The sequence below is a fragment of the Mesorhizobium sp. WSM4884 genome (assembly GCF_029625675.1).
Classification (GTDB): domain Bacteria; phylum Pseudomonadota; class Alphaproteobacteria; order Rhizobiales; family Rhizobiaceae; genus Mesorhizobium.
Genome location: NZ_JARTVO010000020.1, coordinates 1 through 24,691 on the forward strand (window position 1 = coordinate 1; position 24,691 = coordinate 24,691).

Annotated in this window: 25 protein-coding genes and 1 tRNA gene; 17 read left to right on the forward strand and 9 right to left on the reverse strand. The window is 65.0% G+C overall.

The window, feature by feature from the left end:
- Positions 1 to 202 precede the first annotated feature (202 nt).
- The gene (locus tag P9236_RS24725; RefSeq protein ID WP_278077243.1) at positions 203 to 1,405 is read right to left on the reverse strand and encodes a hypothetical protein; all 1,203 of its coding nucleotides are present in this window, start codon (positions 1,403 to 1,405) and stop codon (positions 203 to 205) included.
- A 346-nt stretch (positions 1,406 to 1,751) separates the two neighbouring features.
- Here P9236_RS24725 and P9236_RS24730 point away from each other — a divergent pair.
- The 9 genes from P9236_RS24730 to P9236_RS24770 all read left to right on the forward strand — a co-directional run bounded on the left by P9236_RS24730 (position 1,752) and on the right by P9236_RS24770 (position 7,460).
- Positions 1,752 to 1,827, forward strand: a tRNA-Thr gene (locus tag P9236_RS24730).
- Between the two features lie 105 nt (positions 1,828 to 1,932).
- Entirely contained in the window at positions 1,933 to 2,121 is a 189-nt protein-coding gene (locus tag P9236_RS24735) for a DUF2158 domain-containing protein (protein ID WP_278077244.1), read from the forward strand.
- Positions 2,122 to 2,265: 144 nt separating this feature from the next.
- Positions 2,266 to 2,691, forward strand: a complete 426-nt coding sequence (locus tag P9236_RS24740; protein WP_278077245.1) for an EF-hand domain-containing protein — start codon at positions 2,266 to 2,268, stop codon at positions 2,689 to 2,691.
- Between the two features lie 45 nt (positions 2,692 to 2,736).
- Complete coding sequence (locus tag P9236_RS24745) at positions 2,737 to 3,279, forward strand: RNA polymerase sigma factor (protein WP_278077246.1); 543 nt, start codon at positions 2,737 to 2,739, stop codon at positions 3,277 to 3,279.
- Positions 3,280 to 3,344: 65 nt separating this feature from the next.
- Positions 3,345 to 3,794, forward strand: a complete 450-nt coding sequence (locus P9236_RS24750; RefSeq protein ID WP_278077247.1) for a hypothetical protein — start codon at positions 3,345 to 3,347, stop codon at positions 3,792 to 3,794.
- The gene (locus P9236_RS24755) at positions 3,791 to 4,237 is read left to right on the forward strand and encodes a periplasmic heavy metal sensor (protein WP_278077248.1); all 447 of its coding nucleotides are present in this window, start codon (positions 3,791 to 3,793) and stop codon (positions 4,235 to 4,237) included. Before P9236_RS24750 ends, P9236_RS24755 begins: the two co-directional genes overlap by 4 nt.
- A 107-nt stretch (positions 4,238 to 4,344) precedes the next feature.
- Positions 4,345 to 4,629 (forward strand): hypothetical protein, encoded by a 285-nt coding sequence (locus P9236_RS24760; protein ID WP_278077249.1) that lies wholly within the window; start codon positions 4,345 to 4,347, stop codon positions 4,627 to 4,629.
- A gap of 102 nt (positions 4,630 to 4,731) precedes the next feature.
- A complete protein-coding gene (locus tag P9236_RS24765; protein WP_278077250.1) occupies positions 4,732 to 6,186 on the forward strand; it encodes a DUF1800 family protein in 1,455 nt (484 codons plus the stop codon).
- Positions 6,187 to 6,221: 35 nt separating this feature from the next.
- Entirely contained in the window at positions 6,222 to 7,460 is a 1,239-nt protein-coding gene (locus tag P9236_RS24770; protein ID WP_278077251.1) for a DUF1501 domain-containing protein, read from the forward strand.
- A gap of 356 nt (positions 7,461 to 7,816) precedes the next feature.
- Here P9236_RS24770 and P9236_RS24775 read toward each other — a convergent pair whose 3' ends face one another.
- Positions 7,817 to 8,077, reverse strand: coding sequence for a hypothetical protein (locus P9236_RS24775; RefSeq protein ID WP_278077252.1), 261 nt, complete (start codon positions 8,075 to 8,077; stop codon positions 7,817 to 7,819).
- 290 nt (positions 8,078 to 8,367) lie between these two features.
- Here P9236_RS24775 and P9236_RS24780 point away from each other — a divergent pair, with 290 nt between their 5' ends.
- Complete coding sequence (locus tag P9236_RS24780; RefSeq protein WP_278077253.1) at positions 8,368 to 8,796, forward strand: CBS domain-containing protein; 429 nt, start codon at positions 8,368 to 8,370, stop codon at positions 8,794 to 8,796.
- A gap of 16 nt (positions 8,797 to 8,812) precedes the next feature.
- Positions 8,813 to 9,259, forward strand: a complete 447-nt coding sequence (locus P9236_RS24785; protein ID WP_278077255.1) for a pyridoxamine 5'-phosphate oxidase family protein — start codon at positions 8,813 to 8,815, stop codon at positions 9,257 to 9,259.
- Between the two features lie 209 nt (positions 9,260 to 9,468).
- Here P9236_RS24785 and P9236_RS24790 read toward each other — a convergent pair whose 3' ends face one another.
- The 7 genes from P9236_RS24790 to P9236_RS24820 form a co-directional block, all read right to left on the reverse strand.
- Positions 9,469 to 9,816, reverse strand: coding sequence for a hypothetical protein (locus tag P9236_RS24790; RefSeq protein ID WP_278077256.1), 348 nt, complete (start codon positions 9,814 to 9,816; stop codon positions 9,469 to 9,471).
- 2 nt (positions 9,817 to 9,818) lie between these two features.
- Complete coding sequence (locus P9236_RS24795; RefSeq protein WP_278077257.1) at positions 9,819 to 10,397, reverse strand: hypothetical protein; 579 nt, start codon at positions 10,395 to 10,397, stop codon at positions 9,819 to 9,821.
- A gap of 165 nt (positions 10,398 to 10,562) precedes the next feature.
- The gene (locus P9236_RS24800; protein ID WP_278077258.1) at positions 10,563 to 12,149 is read right to left on the reverse strand and encodes an indolepyruvate oxidoreductase subunit beta family protein; all 1,587 of its coding nucleotides are present in this window, start codon (positions 12,147 to 12,149) and stop codon (positions 10,563 to 10,565) included.
- Positions 12,142 to 14,295 carry an indolepyruvate ferredoxin oxidoreductase subunit alpha gene (locus P9236_RS24805; RefSeq protein ID WP_278077259.1) on the reverse strand — a complete coding sequence of 718 codons (2,154 nt, stop codon included), beginning with the start codon at positions 14,293 to 14,295 and terminating at the stop codon, positions 12,142 to 12,144. The genes P9236_RS24800 and P9236_RS24805 overlap by 8 nt, the downstream gene beginning before the upstream one ends.
- 61 nt (positions 14,296 to 14,356) lie before the next feature.
- Positions 14,357 to 14,839: a MarR family transcriptional regulator gene (locus tag P9236_RS24810; RefSeq protein WP_040993909.1), complete on the reverse strand. Its 483-nt coding sequence runs from the start codon at positions 14,837 to 14,839 to the stop codon at positions 14,357 to 14,359.
- The gene (locus P9236_RS24815) at positions 14,839 to 16,410 is read right to left on the reverse strand and encodes an NAD(P)/FAD-dependent oxidoreductase (protein ID WP_278077260.1); all 1,572 of its coding nucleotides are present in this window, start codon (positions 16,408 to 16,410) and stop codon (positions 14,839 to 14,841) included. The genes P9236_RS24810 and P9236_RS24815 overlap by 1 nt, the downstream gene beginning before the upstream one ends.
- A gap of 348 nt (positions 16,411 to 16,758) precedes the next feature.
- Complete coding sequence (locus tag P9236_RS24820) at positions 16,759 to 17,550, reverse strand: cyclase family protein (protein ID WP_278077262.1); 792 nt, start codon at positions 17,548 to 17,550, stop codon at positions 16,759 to 16,761.
- A 117-nt stretch (positions 17,551 to 17,667) separates the two neighbouring features.
- Between P9236_RS24820 and P9236_RS24825 the strand changes: the two genes are divergently transcribed.
- The 6 genes from P9236_RS24825 to P9236_RS24850 all read left to right on the forward strand — a co-directional run bounded on the left by P9236_RS24825 (position 17,668) and on the right by P9236_RS24850 (position 24,637).
- Positions 17,668 to 19,242, forward strand: a complete 1,575-nt coding sequence (locus P9236_RS24825) for an NAD(P)/FAD-dependent oxidoreductase (protein ID WP_278077263.1) — start codon at positions 17,668 to 17,670, stop codon at positions 19,240 to 19,242.
- Positions 19,243 to 19,353: 111 nt separating this feature from the next.
- Positions 19,354 to 20,883, forward strand: a complete 1,530-nt coding sequence (locus tag P9236_RS24830; protein WP_278077264.1) for an ABC transporter substrate-binding protein — start codon at positions 19,354 to 19,356, stop codon at positions 20,881 to 20,883.
- Positions 20,884 to 21,090: 207 nt separating this feature from the next.
- Positions 21,091 to 22,098, forward strand: coding sequence for an ABC transporter permease (locus P9236_RS24835; protein ID WP_278077265.1), 1,008 nt, complete (start codon positions 21,091 to 21,093; stop codon positions 22,096 to 22,098).
- Complete coding sequence (locus P9236_RS24840) at positions 22,091 to 22,939, forward strand: ABC transporter permease (protein ID WP_278077266.1); 849 nt, start codon at positions 22,091 to 22,093, stop codon at positions 22,937 to 22,939. Before P9236_RS24835 ends, P9236_RS24840 begins: the two co-directional genes overlap by 8 nt.
- Positions 22,936 to 23,814 (forward strand): ABC transporter ATP-binding protein, encoded by an 879-nt coding sequence (locus tag P9236_RS24845; RefSeq protein WP_278077267.1) that lies wholly within the window; start codon positions 22,936 to 22,938, stop codon positions 23,812 to 23,814. Before P9236_RS24840 ends, P9236_RS24845 begins: the two co-directional genes overlap by 4 nt.
- Positions 23,807 to 24,637, forward strand: coding sequence for an ATP-binding cassette domain-containing protein (locus P9236_RS24850; RefSeq protein WP_278077268.1), 831 nt, complete (start codon positions 23,807 to 23,809; stop codon positions 24,635 to 24,637). The genes P9236_RS24845 and P9236_RS24850 overlap by 8 nt, the downstream gene beginning before the upstream one ends.
- The last annotated feature ends 54 nt before the right edge of the window (positions 24,638 to 24,691 follow it).

Consider the following 24,691-nt stretch of genomic DNA (forward strand, 5'->3'; position numbering starts at 1 on the left):
CATCCAGAGGTCTCTCAGAATCGATTTCCACATACCGCACAAGAGTCCTTTTCTACTCATGTGCGATTCCCCTGCCCGCCGAGGGGAGGTAAGGGTTGGCGCTACGCCTAACCTCCACTTGATGGGAGGTCGCGCCGCAGGCGCGGGTGGGGCGCCGGCATCGGCAAGCGTGGCACCGAGACGAGGCGCGGAGTAAGACGGCTTATTCCGCAACCGAGACGCGGATCTCGTAGATGTCGACCGACTTGCCCTGCTTGTCGAAGTCGGAATTGACAGCAATGGTGCCGGCCGCGCCCGGGTGCTTGTTCGGGAACTGGACGTCGAAAAGGTACTCGTTGCGCTCGTGGCCGACGGCGTAGCGCTTGCGGCCGCAATCGCCGAACTCGCCGAAATTGCAGTCGACCGAGATCTGCGTCTCCTTGCCTTCCTCCGAGCGGGCGATGATGTCGAACATCGCGTGCTTGCCGGCGAGCTTTTCCAGCACGCCTTGGCCGACGTCGAAAGCGATCGCCGAGCCGGACGCGCCGGAGCGGATGCGCAGGAACTGGCCGGTGTCGTCCTTCATCACGTCGGCGGCGGCATCCGATGGCGTGCTGACATGGGTCGGATCGCTGGGCGAGAAGACGTTGACCCAGTTCTTCGACTGATCCGCCTCGCCCGACTTTTGCGGCGAGCCGGGTTCGGTGGCTTGCGAGGACTCCTCCCCTTCCAGCGTCGGCTCCGGCTCCGGCGGACCGGTGTTGAGCTCGGCCGCAGTCTTGAAGACGCCGGTCTGCTGGGCGAAGTAGAGACCGATGCCGGCGGCCGCGATAAGCGTCGCCGCGACGAAGATGGCGGTGAGCGGTAGGCGCCGTCCCCGGATCCGCCGTTCGTCGCGATCCGGCGCCACTTCGGCGCCGTTGCCAACCGACGCTCCGGGAGAATCATCGAGGGTCGGCGCGTTGGGAAGGGTTTCGTCCGGCATGATGTCGGGCACGCGAGGCAGCACGCGCGAGCGCGGCGCGTCCGAAACGTCGGGCTGCACCGGACCGTCGATCGTGATCGACGGCGATGGCATCGCTTGGTCGGAACTCTGCGGCACATCCACCGACGGCACGGAAGACCGGCTCGGCGTATCGACCGCGGGAGCCTCGGCACTGTCGGTTGCGGACGGGCCGCCGTCCAGCGGAAGCGTCACGTCCGGGACGGGCTGGACGGCCGGCAGGAATTCGGATTCGATCTCGGCGATCTTGGCCTGCACCGCCTTGCGGCGGTTGATGGCGGCCTCCACCGTCACATTCGGATTGGCCTGCAGGACACGGTCCAGCGCGGCAAAGGCCGAGCGATAGACCTTCTCGCGGAACGCCCGGTCCTCGGCGTTGCCTTTCTCGAAGGCGTTGCGGATCGCTTTCTCGATGGCGTCCAAGCGAGCTCCCTCTTAGCGTTCGCTCACAGTTCATCGATCGTTAGCCGCAGGCGACCAATCAATCAACGGGCGAGCGGCTGTCTTGCCGACGCATCCCATGCCCATTTCGTCGTTTTTTGTTGAAGAATCAACATTTTTGTCATCGTTGCCGAAGCGGCCGAGGGCGAAGGAACGCCAGTTCGCCGTCAGACCGCTCAGCCGCGCCGACAGGAGCCGGAGGCTTTTTGGGGCAGCAGCCGAGCGGGATTGCCGCGCATGAGCGCAGGATTTCGCCGCCACCCATCTTGAATTAGCTGACGGTTGAGTCTATCAACCGGCGCATCTTGGAAGCCAAGCGGCTTCCCGGGCCGCTTTAGCTCAGTTGGTAGAGCACATCATTCGTAATGATGGGGTCGCGTGTTCGAGTCACGCAAGCGGCACCAGTTTTCCTTGCATTTCCAGCACTGTACCATTTTGTCGACGCATCTCGGCCATTGTCGGGAATCGTTGTTGGTGGGAAACTCCCGATGTCAGCATGGGAGGTCAAAATGCCCAATAGTTTCAAGACTGGAGACGTCGTCAGGCTGAAATCCGGAGGCCCGGACATGACGGTGAGCGATGGCGCTGCCTCGGGCACTTTTCTTTGCCACTGGTTCAACCGCGAGGGCGACGTCTGGACCCCGCAGCACGCCGGCTTCAAGCCGGACCAGCTGGTGGTGGTCGACGAACGGAAATAGGTTTTCGCCCCCCGACGGGCTGTTTGCCGGCGCTGCCGGACCCGCCGATCTCGTTTGGCGGAACGACCGACGGATTTTCTCTGTCAGCGCGTTCAACGGTTGAAGCGTGGCCGCCAATGGCCGCGCGCAACCGGAGACGAGAGCATGATCCGCCGTACTATCCTTGTCGTTGCCCTTGGCCTGCAGGCCGCCGCCGCGGCCGCCCAGACAACGACGCCTGCCCCCGCGCCGGCACAACCCTCGCCGAGCACTCCCGCCTCGGCCAAGCCCGGCACCACGCTGGAGACGTTCGAGGCGCGCCGGGAAAAGGCGTTCATGGCTGCCGACACCGACGGCGACGGCAAGGTCAGCCTCGCCGAGTGGACGGCGTTCCAGGAGAAACGCAAGGCCAAGGGCGATCCGGCCAAAGCCTTCGCGCGCATGGATACGAACAAGGACGGCTTCGTCGACAAGTCCGAGCTCGACGCCTTCCTCGCCAAACGCTTCGCCAGGATCGACAAGAACGGCGACGGCGTGCTCGGCGCCGACGAGCGGCCGGGCCACAAAACCGCTCCCAATCAGGAGCAATGACCGAGAGGTTATGCAGCACGATGATCATCGGGAGCGCCGAGCTTGATGGGCGCCGATCCGGACGAGGAACTGCTACGGCGCATCGGCGCCGGCGACCAAGCCGCCGTGCAGGCGTTGGTGACGCGCAAGCTGCCGCGCGTGCTTTCGCTCGCCACCCGCATGCTCGGCGACGCCGCAGAGGCCGAGGACGTCGCCCAGGAGACCTTCGTGCGCATCTGGCGCCATGCCTCGGGCTGGCACCGGGGGCGCGCGCGTTTCGACACCTGGATCCACCGGGTGGCGCTCAACCTCTGTTACGACCGGCTGCGGCGCCGCCGCGAATGGACGACGGACGAACTGCCGGAGGTGGCCGATGAGGCGCCGCTTCCCGATGCCCTTCCCGGAGACGAAGGCCGGCGCGTCCAGCAGGCCTTGCAGCGCATCGCGCCGCGCCAGCGCGAGGCGATCGTGCTGGTCTATTATCAGGAGATGTCCAACATTGAGGCCGCCGGCGCCATGCAGGTCAGCGTCGATGCGCTGGAAAGCCTGCTCGCGCGCGGCCGGCGTTCGCTGCAGGCCATGCTCGTCGGAGATGATGGCGATGACTGAGCACTTTGCAGTGGTTGGGACTGCGACTTGGGCGGCCACGTCAAAACCGTGGAAGGGGGAACGAGATGGCTGAACAAAGAAAGACCCCAGACCGGCAGATGGATGCCCTGCGCTTCGCCGCGCTGGCGGACGCCTATGGCAGCGCCCTGCATCGCTGGCCGCGGGCCGAGCAGGCTGCCGCCACGCTATTTGCCGATAGCGAGGAGGGCCGCGCCATCCTCAAGCGCGCCGGCAGGCTCGACACCATGCTCGACAGGCATCGCACTGAAGCCCCTAGCCATTCGTTGCATGCTGCGATTGTTGCCAAGGCGGCTACCGAGGTCAGGCAGGGACGGCATCGCCGGTTCTGGTGGGTGGGCTTCGGGCTGGCCGGCGTCGGCCTCGCCGGCGCCGTGGCCGGGCTGGCGCTGGTCACCGTCGTCGCTCCGGACGCCCCGTCAGACCATTATGCGATGGATGCCAACGCAACGTCGTTCGGCGATGCCGGTCCCGACGCCGACACGGAGGACCTATGAACACTCGTCTTTTCGTGGCATCGCTGGTGCTTAACGTCTTTCTGATCGGTGCCGTCGCCGGCGGTGCAGGCTGGCTGATCGGCCGTTCGGGAGTGGGTTATTCGCTGGAATCGGCCGGCGGGCAGCTTCCCGCCAACGACCGCAAAGCGTTCCGCCAGGCGTTGCGCGAGGTGCGCCGCGAGTCGAGGCAGATCATCCTCGACGGGCAGCAGGCACGACTCGAGGCGGCCAACCTTTTGCAACAGCCGACGCTCGACACCAACGCGCTGGCTGCCGCCCTGGAGCGGGCGCGCAACGCCGACGCCACCATCCGCAGCCGGCTCGAACAGCGTATCGTCGAATTCGCCGCTTCGAGCTCGCCGGAGGACCGCAAGCTGCTGGCCGACGCCTTGCTGCGGCATGTCGGCAGGCAGCGGCCGATCCCGGCAAAAAATACGCCCTGACCAGCGACGGAAACCGCCGCCGCCGCCGTTCAAGGGAAGAGGGACAGGCCTGCCCGCGAGAATGCGGGCAGGTTCTCTTCAACCTCGAGAAACTTCGGGAGTATCCCATGAACGGTCTGACGAAATATTCGCTCGCTGCCGCGCTCGCCGTCGGCGGGGCGGTTGCCGCAAGCGCCGCTTCGGCGACGACGATCGCGCCGGTTGCAGCCCCGGCAATCGTCGAGCATGTCGCCTGGGGCTGCGGCCCCGGCTGGCACCCCAACCGGTGGGGACACTGCGTGCCCAATCGCCGCGTGATCTATCCGGGCTACTACTATTGGGGCGGACCGCGCGTCTACATCGGCCCGGCCTGGCATCCGTATCACCGCTGGCACCACTGGCGCCGCTGGTAGACCGCTGCCAGCCTCATGATGCCAGTGCCGACATCATGAGGCGCTTCGACAATTAGGACATGCGGCCGGCGCGACCTGCGTCGGCCCGCGACGGAGGCTGCGTTGGCCCTATCCGCTTCAAGTCCCGCTCCGCCCGATCCGGCGCTTGTCGCGCTCAATCGCTTCGGGCTCGGCGCGAGACCCGACGACGATTTCGGCAAGATCGCGGCCGACCCGCGCGGCTATCTCAAGGCGGAGCTCAAGCAGCAGGATATCGCGCTCATCCCGGCCGACGATCCGAAGAATGCAGGTCTGTTGGACAGCACCGCCGCGATCCAGGCCAGCATGGCCGCCGCCGCGGAACGCAAGGCGGCGCGGGATGCGAAGGCGGTGTCCGCCATGCAGCCCGCGACCGACACTGCAAACAACCCGACCGACGCAAAGGAGAAGCCGGTCGCGCCGCCGGTCGAGGCCGATATCTACAGGGATGAAGCCCAAGCCCGCTTCAACAGGGCGCTCGGCGCCGCACCCGGCTTTGTCGAACGGCTGGTCGGTTTCTGGTCGAACCATTTCTGCGTCTCGGTCGCCAAAGGCCAGATCGTGCGGGCCTGCGCCGGCGCCTTCGAGCGCGAGGCGATCCGTCCCTTCGTGCTCGGCCGCTTCGCCGACATGCTGCTGGCGGTCGAGCATCACCCGGCGATGCTGTTCTATCTCGACAACCAGCAGTCGATCGGGCCGGATTCCCGCGCCGGCAGAAGGCGCGGCCGCGGCCTCAACGAGAACCTCGCCCGCGAGATCCTGGAACTGCACACCCTCGGCGTCGGCAGTGGCTATGCCCAAGCCGACGTCACCAGTTTCGCCGGCATGCTGACCGGCTGGACGATGGCGGGACGGAAGGGGCGGCTCGGCGAACCCGGCACTTTCGTCTTCAACGCCAATGCGCATCAGCCTGGCGGGGCGGTGCTGCTCGGCAAGACCTATCCGGCCGGCGGCATGGGCCAGGCGGAGGCGGCGCTGAACGACATCGCCCGCCAGCCGGCGACCGCGCGGCACATCGCCACCAAGCTCGCGCGCCACTTCCTCGCCGACGATCCTTCCCCTCAGTCGGTCGCGCATCTCGCCGAAGTCTTCACCAAGACGGACGGCGACCTGCGCGCGCTGGCGCTCGCCCTGGTCGATCTGCCCGAAGCCTGGTCGATGCCGCTGACAAAACTGCGCTCGCCGTTCGACTATGTGGTGGCGGTCCGGCGTGCGATCGGCGCAAGCGCCGGCAACGAGCCGCAACGGACGCTTCGCTGGCTAAGGGCGCTGGGCGAGCCGCTCTGGCAGCCGCCGGGGCCGAACGGCTTTTCCGACCGGACCGACAATTGGGCTTCGGCCGAGGGCCTGAAGACGCGCCTCGACATCGCCTGGCAAGCCGCGCGACAGGCCGACAACGTCGGCAATCCCGACGCCATGCTTTCCACCGTGATCGGCGCCTCCGCTTCGGCCGAGACGCGAGATGCGATCGCGCGCGCCGAATCCAAACAGCAAGGCCTGGCGCTGCTGCTGATGGCGCCCGAATTCCAAAGAAGATGATTTCAGCGCCTGTGAACAGCAATGGAAAAGCGGCCATGAGCCTTCTATGTGAAACGCCTAATCCATCCCGCCGCGCCGTGCTGATGACCGGCGGCGCGCTGTTTGCCTGGGCCTACCTGCCGCGCTTCGCGCGCGCCGCCGACAATCGCGATCCGCGCCTGATCGTCATCGTGCTGCGTGGCGCGCTGGACGGCCTGTCGACGGTAGGCCCGGTCGGCGATCCCGACTACGCCGGCCTGCATGGCGACATCGCGCTCTCGCTCTCAGGCGCCAATCCGGCGCTGCCGCTGGACGGTTTCTTCGCGCTCAATCCGGCGATGCCGGTGTTCGCGCGGCTGTTCAAGGCGGGCCAGGCGGCGGTAGTGCATGCGGCTGCGACCGGCTATCGCGACCGCTCGCATTTCGACGGCCAGGACGTGCTGGAAAGCGGCTTGCCCGGTCCCGGCAACGCCACCACCGGCTGGCTCAACCGGGCGCTGGCCAACCTGCCGGCAGGCGATAGGATAGCGAAGGCCGGCGGGCTCGCGGTTGGTCCTTCGACGCCGCTGGTGATCCGAGGCTCCGCGCCCGTGCTTGGCTGGGCGCCACAGGCGCTGCCGACGCCGGGCGATGCGCTGGCCGAGCGCGTGCTCGACCTCTACAACCATCGCGACCCGGTGCTGGCGGCGGCGCTGCAGAAAGGCCTTGACGCCGACCGGCTGGCGATGGGCGACGAGCTCGATGGCAAGACGATGAAGCCCAAAGGCGGCCTCGACAACGCCGCCGGCATGCGGCAGTCGGCGCAGGGCGCGGCGAAGCTGATGGCGACCGACGACGGGCCGCGCATCGCGGCGCTGGCCTTCGACGGCTGGGACACGCATGTCAACGAAGGCGGCGCGACGGGGCGGCTCGCCAAGCTGCTCGGCGGCCTCGACGGCGCCTTCGAGGAATTCGAGAAGGGGCTTGGCTCCAGCTGGAAGGACACGGCGGTCGTCGCCATCACCGAATTCGGCCGCACCGCCCGCATCAACGGCACCGTCGGCACCGATCACGGCACCGGCACGGTGGTGCTGCTCGCAGGCGGCGCGATCAAGGGCGGCCGTGTCATCGCCGACTGGCCCGGCCTGAAGCCGGCTCAGCTTTACGAAGGCCGCGACCTGGCGCCGACCAGCGATGTGCGCGCGGTGCTGAAGGGGTTACTTGCCGACTGGTTCGGGCTTTCGGCGGCAGTGCTCGGCGACAAGGTGTTTCCAGAGTCGGCGGCGGTGAAGCCGATGCGGGATTTGGTGGTGTGAGTTCTGAGTATACCCGTCAGCGATGAGCTTCGGCGCCCCTCAGTTCGTCATCCACGGGCGGAGCGGGAGCGAAGCGGACGCGGAGACCCGAGGATCCATTCCGTTACATTGATCGAAGGGGCGCAGCGGAGCAGAATTCTGCATCGGGGCAACGCCTCAACGTGACGGAATGGATCCTCGGGTCTGCGCCGCGTCGCTTCGCTCCTTGCTTCGCCCGTGGATGACGAGGCTGAGGGGCTTCGGCCAATCACGATTGCTGGCGCGAAGGTCCGCCGAATGAACCCCTGCATGGGGGAACTCAGCAAAAAACGCCCGCGCCGTTTCCGGAGCGGGCGTCTGTCCCCAAAAAGCGACCATCAGCTCCAATAGCCGGGATGCCAACGGCCGTGATACCAGAAGCCCGGATGCCAATGGCGCACCGGCCGGATGATCACGCGGCGGTTCGGCACACACCTGCCCCAGCGATTCACGTGCCAGCCGGGACCGCAGCGCCAGCCGACGGTTTCGACCGGTAGCAGCGCGGCACTTGGCTTGGCCATCGGCATCGCCTGCGCGCCGGCGGCGGACAGCAAAGTGCCGACCGCCAATGCGATGGGCAGAAAATGTCTTGTGAACATGCGTGTCTCCGTGATTCACCCCCATCACGGTTGAACGGATCGCCGGCTGAATATCCGTCGCAACATGGTGGATCACCTCTTCGTTAGCGAGAGATGATTTTCGCTGAGCGACTCTACCGGTCTCAACGCGTCTTCCAGCATGTCGCCCTTCTCCCTTCAACGCCTTTTCGCGCGGGCGGCAAACCCAGTGCCGCATGGCAAAATTGATTCATGTCAATGAGCCATGACGTGCCCCGCATTAGATTTATTGGTGCGTGCTTGATGACGAGAACTGATCGACGGAGGTTATTATGACCACGGTTCAGCAAATCCTCGACGCCAAGGGCCACGATGTCTACTTCGTCCGCCCCGATGACACGGTTTTGCACGCGCTCCAGTTGATGGAAAGAAGAAACGTAGGGGCGGTGTTGGTCAAAGCGGGCGAGAATCTCGTCGGCATATTCACTGAACGACATTATGCAAGGAAAGTATTTCTGAAAGGCAGGTCATCACCGAAGACACGGATTCATGACGTTATGGAACGGAACGTCACCTATGTGGAGCCGGGGCAAAGCACCGAGGCTTGCATGGCCCTGATGACCGAGAAACGAATCAGGCACCTCCCGGTCCTGCGCGATGGACGTCTTGTAGGGCTGATATCTATAGGCGACCTCATGAAAAGCATAATCGCAGACCGTGAATTCAATATCGATCAACTTGTTCGTTACGTACAAGGATGAATAGGAGATCGTACCGATGTTGATCCGAACGCTCTCAACTTTGGAATGCACGAAATTACTGGCAGCCAATCGCGTCGGCCATCTGGCATGCGCGAAGGATGGACAACCTTACCTCGTGTGCTTCAACTACGCCTACGCCGACAATCATCTCTATGCATTCTCCTTGCCGGGCAAGAAGATCGACTGGATGCGGGCCAATCCCCTGGTATGCGCCCAGGTCGACGAACACACCCAGGGCCGCGGCTGGAGAAGCGTGATTGTCGACGGCCGCTATGAGGAACTGCCGGACAAAATCGGTCACCGGGTTCAGCGCGACCATGCATGGTCGGTGCTGAGCAAGCACACGGACTGGTGGGAGCCTGGCGCGCTCAAGCCCGTCATGCCTCCCATTTCAGACAGCTTGCCGCACATTTTTTTCCGTATCCATGTCGAGCAGGTCTCGGGACGGGAAGCAAGCGAATAGGCCGTTTCCGCCGTGCGACGCGCGCCGAGCGGCAAGCGGCAAGTGGCGTACCCGTAATCAAGTGGCGTACCCATAATAGTGTGCCGGGTCGACCGTTTTTAATAACTGACTCCCCGTGATCGCCGGAAGAAGCTTTGAACGGGCTCGGCCGGCTTTGACGGACCGAGCCCGAACTCAGGCAAGTTTCTTCCTACTTGCCCTGGATGAGACTACTTGCCCTGGATGAGATCCATTACGGGCGGGAAGGTCAGCAGTACACCCACCGCCAACAAGGCGAAGGATACAGAAACCACTTTTCCCATTTCCACGTTCTTCCCGGCCCACCTGCGCGAAAGGACAAACCAGGCAACCAGCCAGACAATGATTGCACTGGTCGAGACGCCGGATAAGGCACCGGTCGGCCTGTAGAACGTGAAGAAGTGATTGAGTGACACGAAGGCATCCCCGCCCAGGGCGAAAATGCCCATCGCAGCGGACCCAATTCCGGCCGCCAAGATAGCCGCCGCTCCTGGACCGTTGGGAAGCACGACAGTCCTGGCAGGATTGTTATTGGACATGACTATTCACCCTCCTGTTCACCAGCGATGATTTCGATCATTGGACCACCACGAACCGGAGCGTATTTGTTGAGAAACGCTCCAAAGGCCCCGGCGACGCCCGTCGCCACGAAAGCGACGACTGCAAAACCGATGACGGCAGTGCGAATTTGCTTCTGCTTTGCCAAAGCGGGTCCGTATTTGGCGAAGACATAGGCGACCATCGTCATCGCGATCGGCGCAAGCCAGGCCACGTGTTCCTTCCATTCCATGCCCAGGCTGTGCCACGCGGAAGTTTTCGGACTGGAGGTGAGCAGGAACTTCGGATAATCGGCCAAGTCGGTAACGCCGGCGGGCACCGCTGCTCGGTACCACGGGTATACAATGTATGCGCCCGAAAGCACCGCCCCCCAAGCAAGGATGACCATTGCCGAGAGATAAAGCAAAAGGAGCTTGTGTTCTCTGGCACTCGGAATGGAAGGGGCTCCTGGCGCAGACATTCGATAAAGTTCGGCAAGCGCTGCGGAAAACGCCAGCATAAACAGCGCTCCAAACCCCATGCCGTGGAATACTGTCATAAGATCGCGGAAAGAGATTTCCATGACGTCACCTTCTACCTCCTCACACCTTTAATTAGAGGATGGTCTATTAGATGGCTCTGGAGTCAATTCCGCTTTGATTAGGATCAATTTTCCACGGTTAGGGACTTCGTATCCGTGCCGAACGATCAAGCCCTGCAAGAACGCTCTTCTATAAAACCCCGGTTTCTATGAAGCCGGGCTGTCGCCAAGCGTCGCTACCGTCTTCAACGCGCCGTCGAGCATGTCGCCCTTTTCGTCCTTCAGCGCCGCCTCGCGCAGACGGCGGATCCAGTCGGCGGCATCGTCCCTGTCCTTGAGCATGGGCAGCGCCGACAGCACACGGTCGAATTTCGACTGAGCGCGGGCATGGGTGTCGCTGTAGCCCTTGATCAGGCGTCGGCAGTTCAGGATTTCGGTGGCGAGCGCATAGCTTTCGTGCGCATGGGCGAGCGCGAGGTCGTACCAGCGCTCCAGATGCTCCATCTCTATCCTGTGGCGCAGCAGGCGGCGGCGCCAGCGGCGCAGGCCGCCGATGAACCAGAGCATGGCGAAGCCGGTAAAACTGTCGGTGCGGATGTGGCGACCGCGGTTGATGCGACGGTCGAGGAAGGCTGCGAGCTTGGGACGGTTCTCGATATAGCTGCCTAGCCCCACGGGAAGCGTGCCGCAGAATTCCTCGATGCGCGGGTGGAAATATTCGGTCACTTGCAGGACCGAACCCTCCCTGACGCCGACTTCCTTGCGCACGCGCTGGTCGCGGGTCGAGCGCGTCTTCAGGTCCGCGACGCGGATCATGTCGTCGTAGCACATGGCGTTGGCGAGATGTTTCGCCGCCGCCATCGACAGCGCATAGCCGCGCTCCGCTTGGTCCAGCGCGACGGCCTTGGCCAGCCGGTCGAGATATTCGCCGCCATAGGCGATGTCCTGGAAGTCGACGACCTTCTTCAGGCCGCGCTCGGCCATGTGGCGCACCGGCGCGGGCAGCGCCGCGACGCGGGCAGCAAGCTCCCGCCAACCCTCCAGCAGGGTTTCGGGACCACTGATCCTGGCCGCTGACTTGGCTTCGCCAGCGGCTGGTGTCGCCGGTGCCTTGTCGCCCGCCGGCGCGGCCGCGATGCCGCGAGCGCGATCGTAGGCGGCGCCGAAGGCGGCAAGGCTCGCCTTGACGCCACGGCCGCCGGCGCCGATCGCCTCCTCATAGCTTTCGCGCGCAAACGGCAGCGCATCGGAGCCGGCCAAGGCGCCGAGCAGGCTGGCCGAAATCATGGTGCCGTTCTCGGCAGCGATCTTTTCCATGTCGAAGGCGATGAAGCGTTTTGCTGCAGCCTGCGCCGTCGAGTGCACCTTTTGCGACGAAGCACGGCCGTCGCCCGGCTCGATCTTTTCCGAGACGGCGGCGATGCGGTGCGAGGAGGCGATCAGCGTGGTGCGCTCGGGCGTGACGAAGCCGCGGATGATGGCGCGGCCGGCTTCCATCAGCTCGGCTGCGATCAGGATGTCCACATCGCCCTGCGAGGGCGACAGCGCGAAGATCGGCAGCCGGCCTGTGTCGCGAGCCATCTCGATGTAATAGATCGTCGCACCGGTGCGCTGGGCGACGCCGGCGACCGATGTCGATTGCGCGATATAGCCGCTGCGCTCGGCGACGTCGGTGATCCAGTCGGCGAGCACGCCGCCGCCCTGGCCGCCGACCGCGAGCACGGCGAGTTTTATCACCCGCTCGTCATCAGAGGCGCCCGTCTTCGGGCGCAAGGGTGAAGCCTGCTCAAGCATCGGCGAACATCAGGCGGCGGCTCTCGCGGCGGCGCTGCAAAAGGCCGATCGCGGCGCGGCGCGCGCTTTCCAGGAAACGATCCCAGCGACTTGGATTGTGCACGACATCGGCCCGGTAGAAGGACGGGCAGAGCACGGCGGCATCCGCCACCTCGCCGCAATTGCCGCAGCCGACGCAGTTCTGATCGATCGAAGCGACAGGATCGTCGCGCAGCGGATCGTCAAGCGTCTTCACAGACAGCGACGGGCAGCCCGACAGCCGCATGCAGGCGTGGTCGCCGGTGCAGATGTCCTCGTCAACGCCGAATTTCGGCTTGACGATGCGCTCGCCGACCTTGATCGCCTTGTCGATCCCCGGCCTCTCGCGACGCTGGCGGTTGAGCATGCATTCGGAGGAGGCGACGATGACCTTCGGTCCCTTCTCCTCGGTGGTCAGCGCCTCACGAAGCGTATCGCGCATCTTGCCCACGTCATAGGTGCGGTCGATGTGGCGCAGCCATTTGACGCCCATGCCTTTCACCGCTTCGGTAATCGGATGTTTCGTCGACTTCGTCCGGTTCGAGGCGCGCGAGGACAGGATGTCCTGGCCGCCGGTGGCGGCGGAGTAGAAATTGTCGACGATGACGATGACGCCGTCATTCTTGTTGAAGACCGCGTTGCCGATCGAGGAGGTCAGGCCGTTGTGCCAGAAGCCGCCGTCGCCGACGAAAGAGATCGAGCGGCGTTTGGCTTCCGGCGAATTGAAGGCGGAAGCCGAGGCCGGCCCCAACCCGTAGCCCATGGTGGTGGCGCCGAGCTCGAATGGCGGCATGATCGAGAACAAATGGCAGCCTATGTCGGATGCGATGTGGTGCTTGCCGAGCTCCTGCTCGACCAGTTTTGTCGCGGCAAAGATCGGCCGCTCCGGGCAACCGACGCAGAAGCCCGGCGGACGGCCAGGGACGACATTGATGAGATCGGCCGTATCGACGCCCTCGCCCAGCTTGTTCGGCGCGCGAACCTCGCCTGGCAGCAGATGCGCGGCATGGGCGCGCAGAAAGGAGCCGATGCCGTCGAGCATCACCTGGCCGGTATATTCGCCGGCCATCGGCAGATGCTCCTTGCCGACCAGCTTGGTGCCGCGGCCGGCCTTGTGCAGCATCGCCGCGAAAGCCTGCTCGATATAGTTGGGCTGGCCTTCCTCGACCACCAGCACCGCCTGCTTGCCTTCGCAGAAGGCGAGGAACTCGTCATCGATGAGCGGATAGACGGCGTTCAGGACGTAAAGCGGCACGTCGGTGTCGCCGTAGGTGTCGGCAAGGCCGAGCCGCTGCAGCGCGCGGACGACGGAATTATACATGCCGCCTTGCATGACGATGCCGACCGAGCCGTGGTCCGATCCGAAGATCTCGTTGATCTTGCGCTCGCGAATGAAATCGACCGCCGCTGGCCAGCGTTTCGCGACCTTCTCCTTCTCGTGCAGGAAGGATGCCGGCGGCAGCACGATGCGGCCGGTGTCGCGGCGTGGCGCGGCAAGCGCATCGGCCACCGACATCGCCGGACGCTTGTTGTCCTTGGCAATGAAGTGGCCATGGACGTGGCAGCAGCGGATGCGCACCTGCAGCATCACCGGTGTGTTGGAGGCCTCCGACAGTTCGAAGCCGTCCTCGACCGCCTTGACGATGGAAGGCAGGTTCGGGCGCGGATCGAGCAGCCAGACCTGGCTCTTCATGGCGAAGGCGTGGCTGCGCTCCTGCATGATCGAGGAGCCCTCGCCATAGTCCTCGCCGACGACGATCAGCGCGCCGCCGGTGACGCCGCCGGATGCCAAGTTGGCAAGCGCGTCGGAAGCGACGTTGGTGCCGACCGTCGACTTGAAGGTGGCAGCACCCCGGATCGGGTAGTGCACGGAGGCGGCAAGCATGGCGGTGGCGGTCGCTTCCGAGGCGCTCGCCTCGAAATGCACGCCGAGCTCGCCGAGAATGTCCTGCGCGTCGGCGAGCACGTCCATCAGATGGCTGATCGGCGCGCCCTGGTAGCCGCCGACATAGCCGACGCCGCATTGCAGCAGCGCCTTGGTGATGGCGAGGATACCCTCGCCGGCGAATTCCTGGCCGGCGCCGAGCCTCAGCTTTTCGACTTCCTTGGCAAAAGACCGTTCGGCCATCTCTGCCTCCTTCCGTTGCCGCCTGCCCGTTGCCATTTGGCGGGCGGCGCGTAGGTCAAATTCAAATATCGTGCTTGCGGATATTCTTCAGCATCTTCTGCAGAATCGCGATCAGCGCGGCATATTCGGCGTCGTCGACACCGTCGAACATCGCCTCGAAGGCGTCGTGCATGGCCGGCCAGGCGCGGGTGAACAGCGCGCGGCCGTCATCGGTCAGGAACACATGGCGGAAGCGGCTGTCGGTGACGCCCTGCTCGCGCCGCACCAGGCCCTGGCCTTCCAGCGTGTCGAGCGTCCGGCTCAAGGTCGACTGCTCGATCACCGTATAGACCGAGAGGTCGTTGACGGTGACGCCGTCGGTGACCGAGAGCACGGCCAGCGTGCGCACCTGCGGAATGGTCAGGCCCTGCTTGCGGAAATCCTCGCGCAAGGTGGCGTTGTAGCGGCCCATAATGCGGTTCATCAGATAGGGCGCGAATTGCTGCAGGCCGATCTGGCCGAGAGTCGAGATGCGCTGACGCTTTTCGGGAAGCTTCTGTTCCATCACAGCCTCCCTGCCAAGAGGAAGCCGGAGCCGCCGCCGAGGCCGGCGCCCGGATGGGTCGAGGCGCCGATATGGTAGAGGCCCTTGATGCCGGTGTCATGGTTGCGGCTTGCCTTGAACGGTCGCCACAGGAAGGACTGATCGATGGTCGACGAGCCGCCGTAAGGATCGCCGCCGACAAGGTTGATGTTCATCGCCTCCAGATCGGCCGGCGAATAGGCGCGGCGCGCGATCACACTTTCGCTGAAGCCATCGATGTGGCTAGCAAGGATCGCCTCGACCCTGTCGGCAAAGGCTTCGCGCAACGCGTCGTTCCACCGTCCGTCGGCCGGCGTCTCCAACCGGCTCGCCGCGTCGCCCTTGATAACGCGTGGTGCCTCCGGCAGTTGCAGCCACAGGATCGCCTTGCCTCCCGGACAGCGCGAGGGGTCGAGCGCGTGCGGCTGGCCGACGCAGATGGTCGGCACCTCCGGCAGCAGGCCGCGCACCGCTTCGTTGCAGGCTTTCGAGACGCCGTCGAGCCCCGGCGTGAGGTGCAGCAGCGCCACCTTGTCGAGGCCCTCGCCGCGCCAGGCCGGCGGCTTGTCGATCGCATAGTGAATTTGGAAATTGCCCTTGCCGTAGCGGTATTTCAGCGTCGCCTCAGTGGCCGCCGCAGGGGCGTCCCTGCCGAGCAGGCGGCTGTAAAGCTGTGTCGGCGTGACCGAGCAGATGACGCTCCTCGCCGCCGTCAGCGTTTCGCCGGAGGCGAGGCGCACGCCGCTGGCGCGGCCGCCGCCCTGGATGATCGAGGCGACGTCGGCATTGACACGGATTTCGCCGCCGCGTTCCTTGATCAGCGCCTCGAAGGCGGCGAGCAGGTTCTTGGCGCCGCCCTTGACGATCGGCGCGCCGGCCGCCTCCAGCGCGAAAGCGATGACCTTGGCGATCTGGCCGGAAAAAGCGTCTTCCGGTCCGAGCCCGGCATGCAGCACCCAGGGCGCCCAGAGCGCGCGGACGGTTTCCGACTTGTAGGCGGTCTCCAGCCAGCCGCGCGCCGGCACCAGCGCCTCGCCCATGAAGGCGGCAAGCTCGCGCGGACCGCGCCGCCAGGCCTCGCCGGCCAAGAGCTTGGTCGTCGGATAGGACCAGAGCGCGCCGCCGAGCAGACCGAACAACAGCCCGGCATTGCGCTCGATATCGCCGACATCGCCACCGTGACGGTCGCCGTCGCCGGGGGCAATAACGTTCAGCGCGGCGATGTTGGCGGCGCGGTCGGTGGTGAGCACGGCCTGGCTGCCGTCGGGCCTGAGCACGCCGGTGGGCGTCGCGGTGTGGCAGAACTCCAGCCCGTGCCGCGCTAGGTCCTTGCCAAGTGCTGCATAGGCCGGCGAGGTGATGAACAGCACGAAGGTCGTCGCCATCACGTCATGGACGAAGCCCGGCGCCGTGATCTCCTCGGTGCGCATGCAGCCGCCGATGCGGTCGTTGCGCTCGAGCACGAGCACCTTGGTGCCCTTGGCACCGAGCATCGCCGCGCAGACCAGGGCGTTGATGCCGCTGCCGACGATGATGTGATCGGCGGCTGTCATTGGATGCTCCCAGGTGCTGGCAGTTGAAGGTCAATCGCGCAAAGCCGCGTTCCTTCGCGCCCCCCTCTGCCCTGCCGGGCATCTCCCCCACAAGGGGGGAAATTGGCAGCTTCGGCGCGCCACTCCGTCCTGCAACCGTGAAGATTGGCGAAAGCCGCGATGACAGCCGATCTCCCCCCTTGTGGGGGAGATGCCCGGTCCACCCTCCGCAGCTGCAGCGCAGCTGCTGCGGAGGACGGGCAGGACAGAGGGGGGCGCCGTAGAGCACCGGCCCTAGGGGGCATCCGCACCAACGCCGTCACTCCATCGCCCGCAAGCATGATCTTCTCCCGAAGACCGCCACCTCGACTATTTGCCCGGCACCAGCGCCAGCGCGCGGATCGGGCTGCCGGTGCCGTGCTCGATCTTGAGCGGAGCGGCGATCAGGATCGCCCCTTTCGGCGGCAGTTGGTCGAGGTTGCAGAGGCTGGCCAGCCCGTAGCGGTTGGCCTTGTGCATCAGCGTGTGCGCGGGAAACGGCGGCTCCATGCCGCCGGCCTTGCCGGCATCGGTGCCGATCGTCTCCGAGCCCCAGCCCTTGATGCCCTTGCTGATCAGGAACTGGATGGCTTCCGCCGTCGGTCCCGGCGTGTGCGGGCCGGTCTCGTTGGCGTTGAGGAACTCGGCCTCCGAACCGTTGCGCTTGTACCAGTCGGTGCGCATCACCACCCATTCGCCGGGGTTGATCGCGCCGTGCTTGGCTTCCCACGCCTTGATGTGGTCGACGGTGAGCAGGAAGTCGTGGTCGGCGGCGGCTTCCTTGGAGCAGTCGATGACGTTGACAGGCCCGACGAAATTCTGCGCCGGAATGGTGTCGGTGGCGCCGTCCGGATAGTCCTTGCCGGTGATCCAGTGCTGCGGCGCGTCGAAATGCGTGCCCGAATGCTCGCCGAGCTTCAGCCAGTTCCAGGCCCACCATGGCCCGTTCTTGTCATATTTGGAGATCGAGTGGATCTCGACCTTCGGCGTGTCGACGGCGAGTTCCGGCGGCAGCTTGATCAGCGGCGTGTCCGGCCCGAGCGGCGCCGACAGGTCGACCACCTTGATGGCGCCCGAAAGCAGCTGGCCGGCGACCTCGCCGAGGAGTTTCTGCGTGTCCATGGTTCTGTTCCCTCTTGTTCGTGACCTTCAAGGCTCGTTGCGGCCCTTAATATCCTACTAGACGAAAACATATGCATCTGCAATTATCTTTAAGCATAAAGCATTTTGGGGAGGGGCGTGAGCGAGTTCGACGCCATCTTTGTCGGGGCGGGCCACAACAGTCTGGCCTGCGCGGCGCATCTGTCGCTCAAAGGCTGGAAAACCGCGGTTTTCGAGCGCAGCCAGGCGATTGGCGGCGCCGTTCGGACCGCCGAATACACGCTTCCCGGTTTCCGTCACGATTTCGGCGCGATGAATCTGAGCCTGTTCGCCGGCTCGGCCTTCCACCGGAAATATGCAAATGAATTGAAAAGCCATGGGCTGGAATTCGCGCCCGTCGCCGATTGTTTCGCCAGCGCTTTCCCGGACGGGAAATGGTTCGGCGTCAGCAACGATCTCGAAAAGACCGTCTCGCGGCTCGCTGTCTTCTCCGCCGCCGATGCCGCCAGCTGGCGCAGGCTGGTCGGCGCTTTTCCAGGCGAAGCGGAGCACCTCTTCCGCCTGCTGGGTTCGCCGATGAGCGCGCGGGCCCTGGCCGGCACGGCTTGGCACCTGTGGCGCAAGAAGGGCTTTGCCGGCGCGCTCGACACGGGCCGGCTGCTTCTCGCCTCGCCGCGCGCGTGGCTGGAGGAAAATTTCGAGGCGCCGCATGTCAGGACGACGCTCGCCGCCTGGGGCATGCATCTCGACTTCGCTCCGGATATCGCCGGCGGCGCCGTGTTCCCCTACCTGGAATCGATGGCCAACCAGAGTTTCGGCATGGTGCTCGGCAAGGGCGGCGCCGACACCATCATCCGCGCGCTCGCCGGCATGGTCAGAACGGCCGGTGGCGAGATCACGACCGGCGCGGAAGTATCGGAGATAATGGTTGCCGGTGGCCGGGCGACCGGCGTGCGTCTGGCATCCGGCGAAACCCATGTCGCGAGCAAGGCCGTCATTGCCGGCGTCGCGCCAGGAGCGCTTCCGGGCAAGCTTCTGCCCAATGGCTCCGGCGACGCTGCCTTCGATACGGCGTTGAAAAAATTCCGCCATGCGCCGGGCACGATGATGATCCATCTGGCGCTGGACGACCTGCCGCACTGGAGCGCCGGCGCCGAGCTTCGCCGGTTCGCCTATGTGCATCTGGCGCCCTCGCTCGATGCGATGTCGCGCGTCTACCAGCAAGCAATCGCCGGCATGCTGCCCGAGCAGCCCGTGCTCGTCGTCGGCCAGCCGACGGCCGTCGATCCGTCGCGTGCACCGTCAGGCAAGCATGTGCTCTGGGTGCAGGTGCGCATGCTGCCGGCTGAGATCCTTGGTGACGCGGCCGGCAAGATCGCGCCCGGTTCCTGGGACGCGGTCAAGGATGCCTATGCCGAGCGCGTGCTCGACATCATCGAGAGCTATGCGCCGGGTTTGAGGCAGAAGATCCTCGCCCGAGCGATCTTCTCGCCGCTCGATCTCGAGCGCGAGAACCCGAACCTCGTCGGCGGCGACCAGATCTGCGGCAGCCACCATCTGGCCCAGAATTTTCTCTTCCGTCCGGCGCGCGGCTTCGCGCGCTGGAACACGCCGGTCTCGAACCTCTACCTCACCGGCGCCGCGACCTGGCCCGGCGCGGGCACGGGTGCGGGCTCCGGCTACATGCTCGCCCAACAGCTCGGAGGAAACTAGCAGACGGGATTCCAGGATGGACAAGGCGCGGTTGCCCAGCAAACCTGGCGAATGAAAAACACCGCGCGGACAATGACAGTCAAAGATGGACAACCAACAAGGGGAACGACCATGACCATCAACAGACGCGATTTGCTTGGACACGGCGCGGCGGCGATCGGCGCCGCCACGCTCGGCCTGCCGAGGGCAGCGAAGGCGGCGGACGAGCTGACGATCGCTTACAACGTCAACCTGCCCTCCTGGGACCCGACGACCGGACCTTCGGCGGTGAACCCGACCATCCAGGGGCTCTACCAGTCGGTGTTCGACCAGTTCATTCCGCAAAAGCCGGACCTCTCCTTCACGCCCGGCCTGCTCACCGAATGGGGCTGGAACGACGACCGCACCCAGGTGATGATGACGGTGCGCGACGGCGTGAAATGGCATGACGGCTCGCCCTTCACGGCGGAAGACGTCGTGTGGTCGCTGCAGCGCGCGGGCGACGAGAAGACCGGCAATCCGATCCAGTTCGTCTGGAAGAACGTCAACAACTTCAAGATCGACGGCAACAAGATCACCGGCGACGTGGTGCAGTTCGACCCGGTCTATTTCAAGTGGATGTCGTTCCTGACCGGCTACATCATGCCGAAGGCCTATTACGAGAAGGTCGGCGCCGGGGGCTTCGAGAAGGCGCCGATCGGCACCGGGCCCTATATGGTCGACAAGTTCGAGCGCAACGCCTTCCTGCGGCTCAAGGCCAATCCGAATTACTGGGGCAACAAGCCGGCCTTCAAGAATGTGACGATCAAGTTCGTCACCGACGCGGCGAGCCGGGTCGCGGAGGTCGAGTCCGGTTCCTCGCAGGTGACGCTCGAAATTCCTTACGAGGAATATGACCGGCTGATCGCCAAGGACGGGCTCGCCGGCTCGATCAAGAACGTCTCCGATATCGGCATGATCTTCTTCAACGACATCGAGGCGATGCTGGACAAGAACGTCCGCCAGGCCGCTGTGATGGCGGTGGACAAGGAGCTCCTGGTCAAGCGGCTGCTGCGCGGCTACGGCCAGCCGATCGCGACGCTGGAGACGCCGGAATACGCGGCCTTCGATCCGTCGATCAAGGTCGAGCACAATCCAGAAAAGGCCAAGGAACTGCTCGCCGCTTCCGGCTATTCGCCGAAGAAGCCGGTCAAGTTCACGATACAGACGACCAAAGGCTTCAAGCCCAAGGACTACGAGATGATCCAGGCGATCGTCGGCATGTGGCGCAAGGTGGGCATCGAGGCCAAGATCGAGGTCTACGAGATCGCCAAGCATTACGAGCTGCGCGCCGCCGACAAGCTGGCGCCGGCCGCGTTCTACAATTGGGGCAACGCCATCGGCGACCCGACCACGTCGACCGGTTTCGCCATGTATGGCCCGAGCCCGCATTCGGTGTGGGACAGCCAGGACCTGATCGACAAGATCAACCCGCTTTGGGGTGAGAAGGACGAGGCCAAGCGTATCGCCGGCTGGAAGGCCGTCGACAAATACATCGCCGAGCAGGCCTATGTGCTGCCGCTGATGCAATATGCGCAGCCGATCGTGCATTCCAAGAAGGTCAATGTCGTGCAGCATGTCTCAGGAGCGCTGCTGCCGGCGCTGATGACCCCGGCTGCCTGATCGAGATGAGGAGGCGCGGTAGCGTGTCTCCTTCAACGACGCAGCCCCCTTATCCGGCCCTTCGGGCCACCTCTCCCCGAGGGAGAAGAGGCCGCCGACGGCTGAGCCAGCCTCTTCTCCCCACCGGGGAGAAGGTGGCCGCGAAGCGGCCGGATGAAGGGGAGCCTCGCTCAATTGGTATTGAAATACGCTAGGCCCAAGCCAAGCATGCTGCTGCAGAGATTCCTCGTTCGTCTTGTGACGATGCTGGTCACGCTGTTCGGCGTCGCCGTCGTCGTCTTCGTCGTCATCCGCGTGGCGCCCGGCGATCCGATCGCCATGATGCTGCCGCCCGGCGCCAGCGACGACGACATCGCGCGGCTGCGCGCGCTCTATGGGCTGGACAAGAGCATCGTGCAGCAGTTCTTCATCTGGCTCGCGGGCGTGCTGCATGGCGATTTCGGCACCTCGATCTCGCTGCGCCAGGACGTGCTGGGGCTGGTGTTCAACCGGCTACCGGCGACGCTCGAACTTGCAACCATCGCGCTGCTGATGGCGATTACGATCGGCGTCAGCGCGGCGATCCTCGGCGCCCGCTCGCGCGGCACCGCGGTCGAGGCCGGCATCGATATCGCAAGCGGCGCGACGCTCTCCATCCCCGACTTCCTCTGGGGGCTGGTGCTGATCCTGCTGTTCGGCGTGCTCATCCCCGTGTTCGACATTTCCGGCCGCGTGTCGCCGCAGCTCGACCTGCCCTTCGTCACCCAGTTCTATCTTGCCGAAAGCATTCTCAGGCTCCGCTTCGATCTCACCTGGGATTTGCTGAAGCACATGCTGATGCCGGCAGTTGCCCTGGCTCTCCCGTTGGCGGCGATCATCGCGCAGCTCCTGAAACAGTCGCTGAAGGAGGTGCTCGATCTCGACTATGTCGTGCTGGCGCGGGTGAAGGGTTTTTCCGAAACGCAGGTCATCCTGCGCGAGGCGCTGAAGAACGCGGCGCTGCCGACGCTGACGCTGGTCGGCGTGCAATTCACCTTCCTGATCGGCGGCACCGTCATCGTCGAGCGGCTGTTCTCCTATGAGGGCCTCGGCAACATGGCGATCGATGCCGTCATCAACCGCGACCTGCCGCTGATCCAGGGCATCGTACTGGTCTTCGCCCTGCTCTTCGTGCTGATCAACCTTGCCGTCGACATGATGTATGCGCTGCTCAATCCGAGGCTGCGCCATGGATGAGGCGCGCATCTCAAGACGCGGACTGAGTCCGCGGCTGTGGCTGGCCGGCGGTTGGCTGCTCCTTGCGCTGCTTGCAGCCATCTTCGCGCCGCTGATCGCGCCGCAGGATCCGCTGGCGCAGGACCTGATGCTGGAGCGCCTGCCGCCCTTCTGGCTGGACGGCGCCGAGCCCGGCTATTGGCTGGGCACCGACAGCCTCGGCCGGGATCTGTTGTCGCGGCTGATCTTCGGCGGCCGTATCGCCTTCATCGTCGCCTTTGCCGCAGCGTCCGCCGCCTGCATCGTCGGCTCGGCGCTCGGGCTGATCGCGGGCTATTTCGGCGGCTGGGCCGACCGCGTCATCTCGCGCGTTGTCGATGTCTGGATGGCCTTCCCGCCTGTGCTGTTCGCGATCCTCTTGGTCGCGGTGCTGGGCACGGGCTTAAGCTCCGTCATCATAGCCATTGCAGTCATCGATTGGACGCGCTTCTGCCGGGTGATCCGCGCCGAGGCGATGAGCCAGGCGCGCATGGACTATGTTGAAAGCGCGCGCATCGCCGGCTATGGCCGCATCGGCATCATGCTGCGGGAGGTGCTGCCCAACGTGGTGCCTTCCGTGGTCGTGTTGCTGTCGCTCGAAATGGGCATCGCCGTCATCGTCGAGGCGATCCTGTCCTTCGTCAATTTGTCGATCTCGACCGATGATCCGACCTGGGGCGGCATTATCGCCGAAGGACGGCTGTCGATCCACCAGGCCTGGTGGGTGCTGGTGTTTCCACTGGTCACGCTGATCCTCACCGTGCTTTCCTTCAGCCAGTTCGGCGAGGGATTGAAGGCGCGCTTCGATCCGGTGCTGCGATGAGCCCGTGCCTCGATATTCGTCGCTTGAGCGCCGTGCTTCCGAACGGCCAGCGCGTGCTGCGCTCGGTCTCGCTCGCCGTCCAGCCCGGCGAGGTTCGCGCGCTGGTCGGCGAGAGCGGCGCCGGCAAGACGATGATCGGCAAGGCGGTGCTCGGCGTCCTGCCGAAGAGCGTGCGCATCGTCGAAGGCGAGATGCTGATCGAGGGCGAGGATCTCGGCCGCCTCGATGCGAAAGCGCGACGGACCCTGATCGGCGCGCGCACGGCGCTGATCCCGCAGGATCCGCTCACCGCACTCAACCCTTCGCGCCGCATCGGCCCGCAGATGACGGACCGGTTGGTGCGCATCCTCGGCTGGAGCGGCGAGAGGGCGGACAAACGCATCCGCCAGCTGCTCGACGAGGTGCAGATCCGCGATCCCGAGCGCGTGCTGAAAAGCTATCCGCATGAATTGTCCGGCGGCATGCGCCAGCGCGTGCTGATCGCTGCCGCCTTTGCCGCTGAACCCAGGCTGATCGTCGCGGATGAGCCGACGACAGCGCTGGATGTGACCGTGCAGAAGCAGATCCTGCGGCTGATCGCACAGCTGCAGCGCGACCACGGCACGGCGATCCTGTTCGTGACGCATGATCTCGGCGTCGTCGCCAAGATCAGCCAGAAGGTGTCGGTGCTCTATGCCGGCAAGGTTGTGGAGGAAGCGGAGACCGCGGCCCTCTTCGCGTCGCCGCAGCACCCCTACACACGGGCGCTGATCGCGGCAACGCCGCGCTATACCGATCCGTATGCGTCGCTGAAGCAGGTGGACGAGACGGTGCTCGCCGGGCTCACGGCCGAGATCGCGGCGGCCGACAAAGCGTGGAGGCCCAGCCATGGCTGAGCCGCTGTTTTCCGTGCGCGGGCTGAAGGTGGCGCTGCCCGACATGACGCGCAAGCCGCTGATCGGCCGCGCGCCGCTGGCCGAGATCCTCAAGGGACTGGACTTCGACCTGCCCAAGGGATCGGTAACCGGCATCGTCGGCGAGTCCGGTTCGGGCAAGTCGACGCTCGGCCGCGCGCTGGTGCGGCTGATCGAGCCGAGCGCGGGGGCCATCAACTTCGAAGGACGCGCCATCAGCCATCTTTCGGAAGCCGAACTCCGGCCGCTTCGCCGCGATCTGCAGATGATCTTCCAGGATCCGATGTCCTCGCTCAATCCGCGACACACGATCTTCAACATCATTGCCGCGCCGCTCAGGCAGAACGGGCTTGGCGACAGGCTCAAGGAGCGCGTGGCGGAAGCCTTGCAGCGTGTCGGCCTGCCGCAGAATTTCGCCGGCCGCTACCGCCACGAGCTGTCCGGCGGCCAGCGCCAGCGCGTCGGCATCGCCAGGGTGCTGGCGCTGTCGCCGAAATTCGTGCTGGCCGACGAGATCGTCTCCGGCCTCGACGTCTCGACGCAAGCGCAGATCCTGACGCTGCTGGAGAAACTCGCGGCCGAGATGGGACTGACGGTCGCCTTCATTAGCCACGACCTGTCGGTGATCCGGCGGCTCTGCCAGCAGGTCATCGTCATGCGCGAAGGCAGGATCGTCGAGGCCAGCGCCACCGACGCGCTGTTCGACGATCCGCAGGAGGCCTACACGCGCGACCTGCTCGCCGCCATTCCGCTGCCTGAGATCGACGCGGACTGGCTGCGGCCGCCTGCCAAGGCGCCTGTGTGAGGAGAGCTTGACTACCCGCACGCCGAATAGCGGGCCTCGGATGTGCGTCTTCAA

What these genes read in the sequence shown, in the direction of transcription:
- P9236_RS24740 (WP_278077245.1), top strand. Translation starts at nt 2,266, where the DNA reads ATGATCCGCCGTACTATCCTTGTCGTTGCCCTTGGCCTGCAGGCCGCC.
- P9236_RS24770 (WP_278077251.1), top strand. Translation starts at nt 6,222, where the DNA reads ATGAGCCTTCTATGTGAAACGCCTAATCCATCCCGCCGCGCCGTGCTG.
- P9236_RS24790 (WP_278077256.1), bottom strand. Translation starts at nt 9,816, where the DNA reads ATGTCCAATAACAATCCTGCCAGGACTGTCGTGCTTCCCAACGGTCCA.
- P9236_RS24850 (WP_278077268.1), top strand. Translation starts at nt 23,807, where the DNA reads ATGGCTGAGCCGCTGTTTTCCGTGCGCGGGCTGAAGGTGGCGCTGCCC.
- P9236_RS24820 (WP_278077262.1), bottom strand. Translation starts at nt 17,550, where the DNA reads ATGGACACGCAGAAACTCCTCGGCGAGGTCGCCGGCCAGCTGCTTTCG.
- P9236_RS24745 (WP_278077246.1), top strand. Translation starts at nt 2,737, where the DNA reads ATGGGCGCCGATCCGGACGAGGAACTGCTACGGCGCATCGGCGCCGGC.
- P9236_RS24750 (WP_278077247.1), top strand. Translation starts at nt 3,345, where the DNA reads ATGGCTGAACAAAGAAAGACCCCAGACCGGCAGATGGATGCCCTGCGC.
- P9236_RS24780 (WP_278077253.1), top strand. Translation starts at nt 8,368, where the DNA reads ATGACCACGGTTCAGCAAATCCTCGACGCCAAGGGCCACGATGTCTAC.
- P9236_RS24835 (WP_278077265.1), top strand. Translation starts at nt 21,091, where the DNA reads ATGCTGCTGCAGAGATTCCTCGTTCGTCTTGTGACGATGCTGGTCACG.
- P9236_RS24840 (WP_278077266.1), top strand. Translation starts at nt 22,091, where the DNA reads ATGGATGAGGCGCGCATCTCAAGACGCGGACTGAGTCCGCGGCTGTGG.
- P9236_RS24760 (WP_278077249.1), top strand. Translation starts at nt 4,345, where the DNA reads ATGAACGGTCTGACGAAATATTCGCTCGCTGCCGCGCTCGCCGTCGGC.
- P9236_RS24775 (WP_278077252.1), bottom strand. Translation starts at nt 8,077, where the DNA reads ATGTTCACAAGACATTTTCTGCCCATCGCATTGGCGGTCGGCACTTTG.
- P9236_RS24800 (WP_278077258.1), bottom strand. Translation starts at nt 12,149, where the DNA reads ATGCTTGAGCAGGCTTCACCCTTGCGCCCGAAGACGGGCGCCTCTGAT.
- P9236_RS24815 (WP_278077260.1), bottom strand. Translation starts at nt 16,410, where the DNA reads ATGACAGCCGCCGATCACATCATCGTCGGCAGCGGCATCAACGCCCTG.
- P9236_RS24810 (WP_040993909.1), bottom strand. Translation starts at nt 14,839, where the DNA reads ATGGAACAGAAGCTTCCCGAAAAGCGTCAGCGCATCTCGACTCTCGGC.
- P9236_RS24785 (WP_278077255.1), top strand. Translation starts at nt 8,813, where the DNA reads ATGTTGATCCGAACGCTCTCAACTTTGGAATGCACGAAATTACTGGCA.
- P9236_RS24755 (WP_278077248.1), top strand. Translation starts at nt 3,791, where the DNA reads ATGAACACTCGTCTTTTCGTGGCATCGCTGGTGCTTAACGTCTTTCTG.
- P9236_RS24795 (WP_278077257.1), bottom strand. Translation starts at nt 10,397, where the DNA reads ATGGAAATCTCTTTCCGCGATCTTATGACAGTATTCCACGGCATGGGG.
- P9236_RS24735 (WP_278077244.1), top strand. Translation starts at nt 1,933, where the DNA reads ATGCCCAATAGTTTCAAGACTGGAGACGTCGTCAGGCTGAAATCCGGA.
- P9236_RS24845 (WP_278077267.1), top strand. Translation starts at nt 22,936, where the DNA reads ATGAGCCCGTGCCTCGATATTCGTCGCTTGAGCGCCGTGCTTCCGAAC.
- P9236_RS24805 (WP_278077259.1), bottom strand. Translation starts at nt 14,295, where the DNA reads ATGGCCGAACGGTCTTTTGCCAAGGAAGTCGAAAAGCTGAGGCTCGGC.
- P9236_RS24830 (WP_278077264.1), top strand. Translation starts at nt 19,354, where the DNA reads ATGACCATCAACAGACGCGATTTGCTTGGACACGGCGCGGCGGCGATC.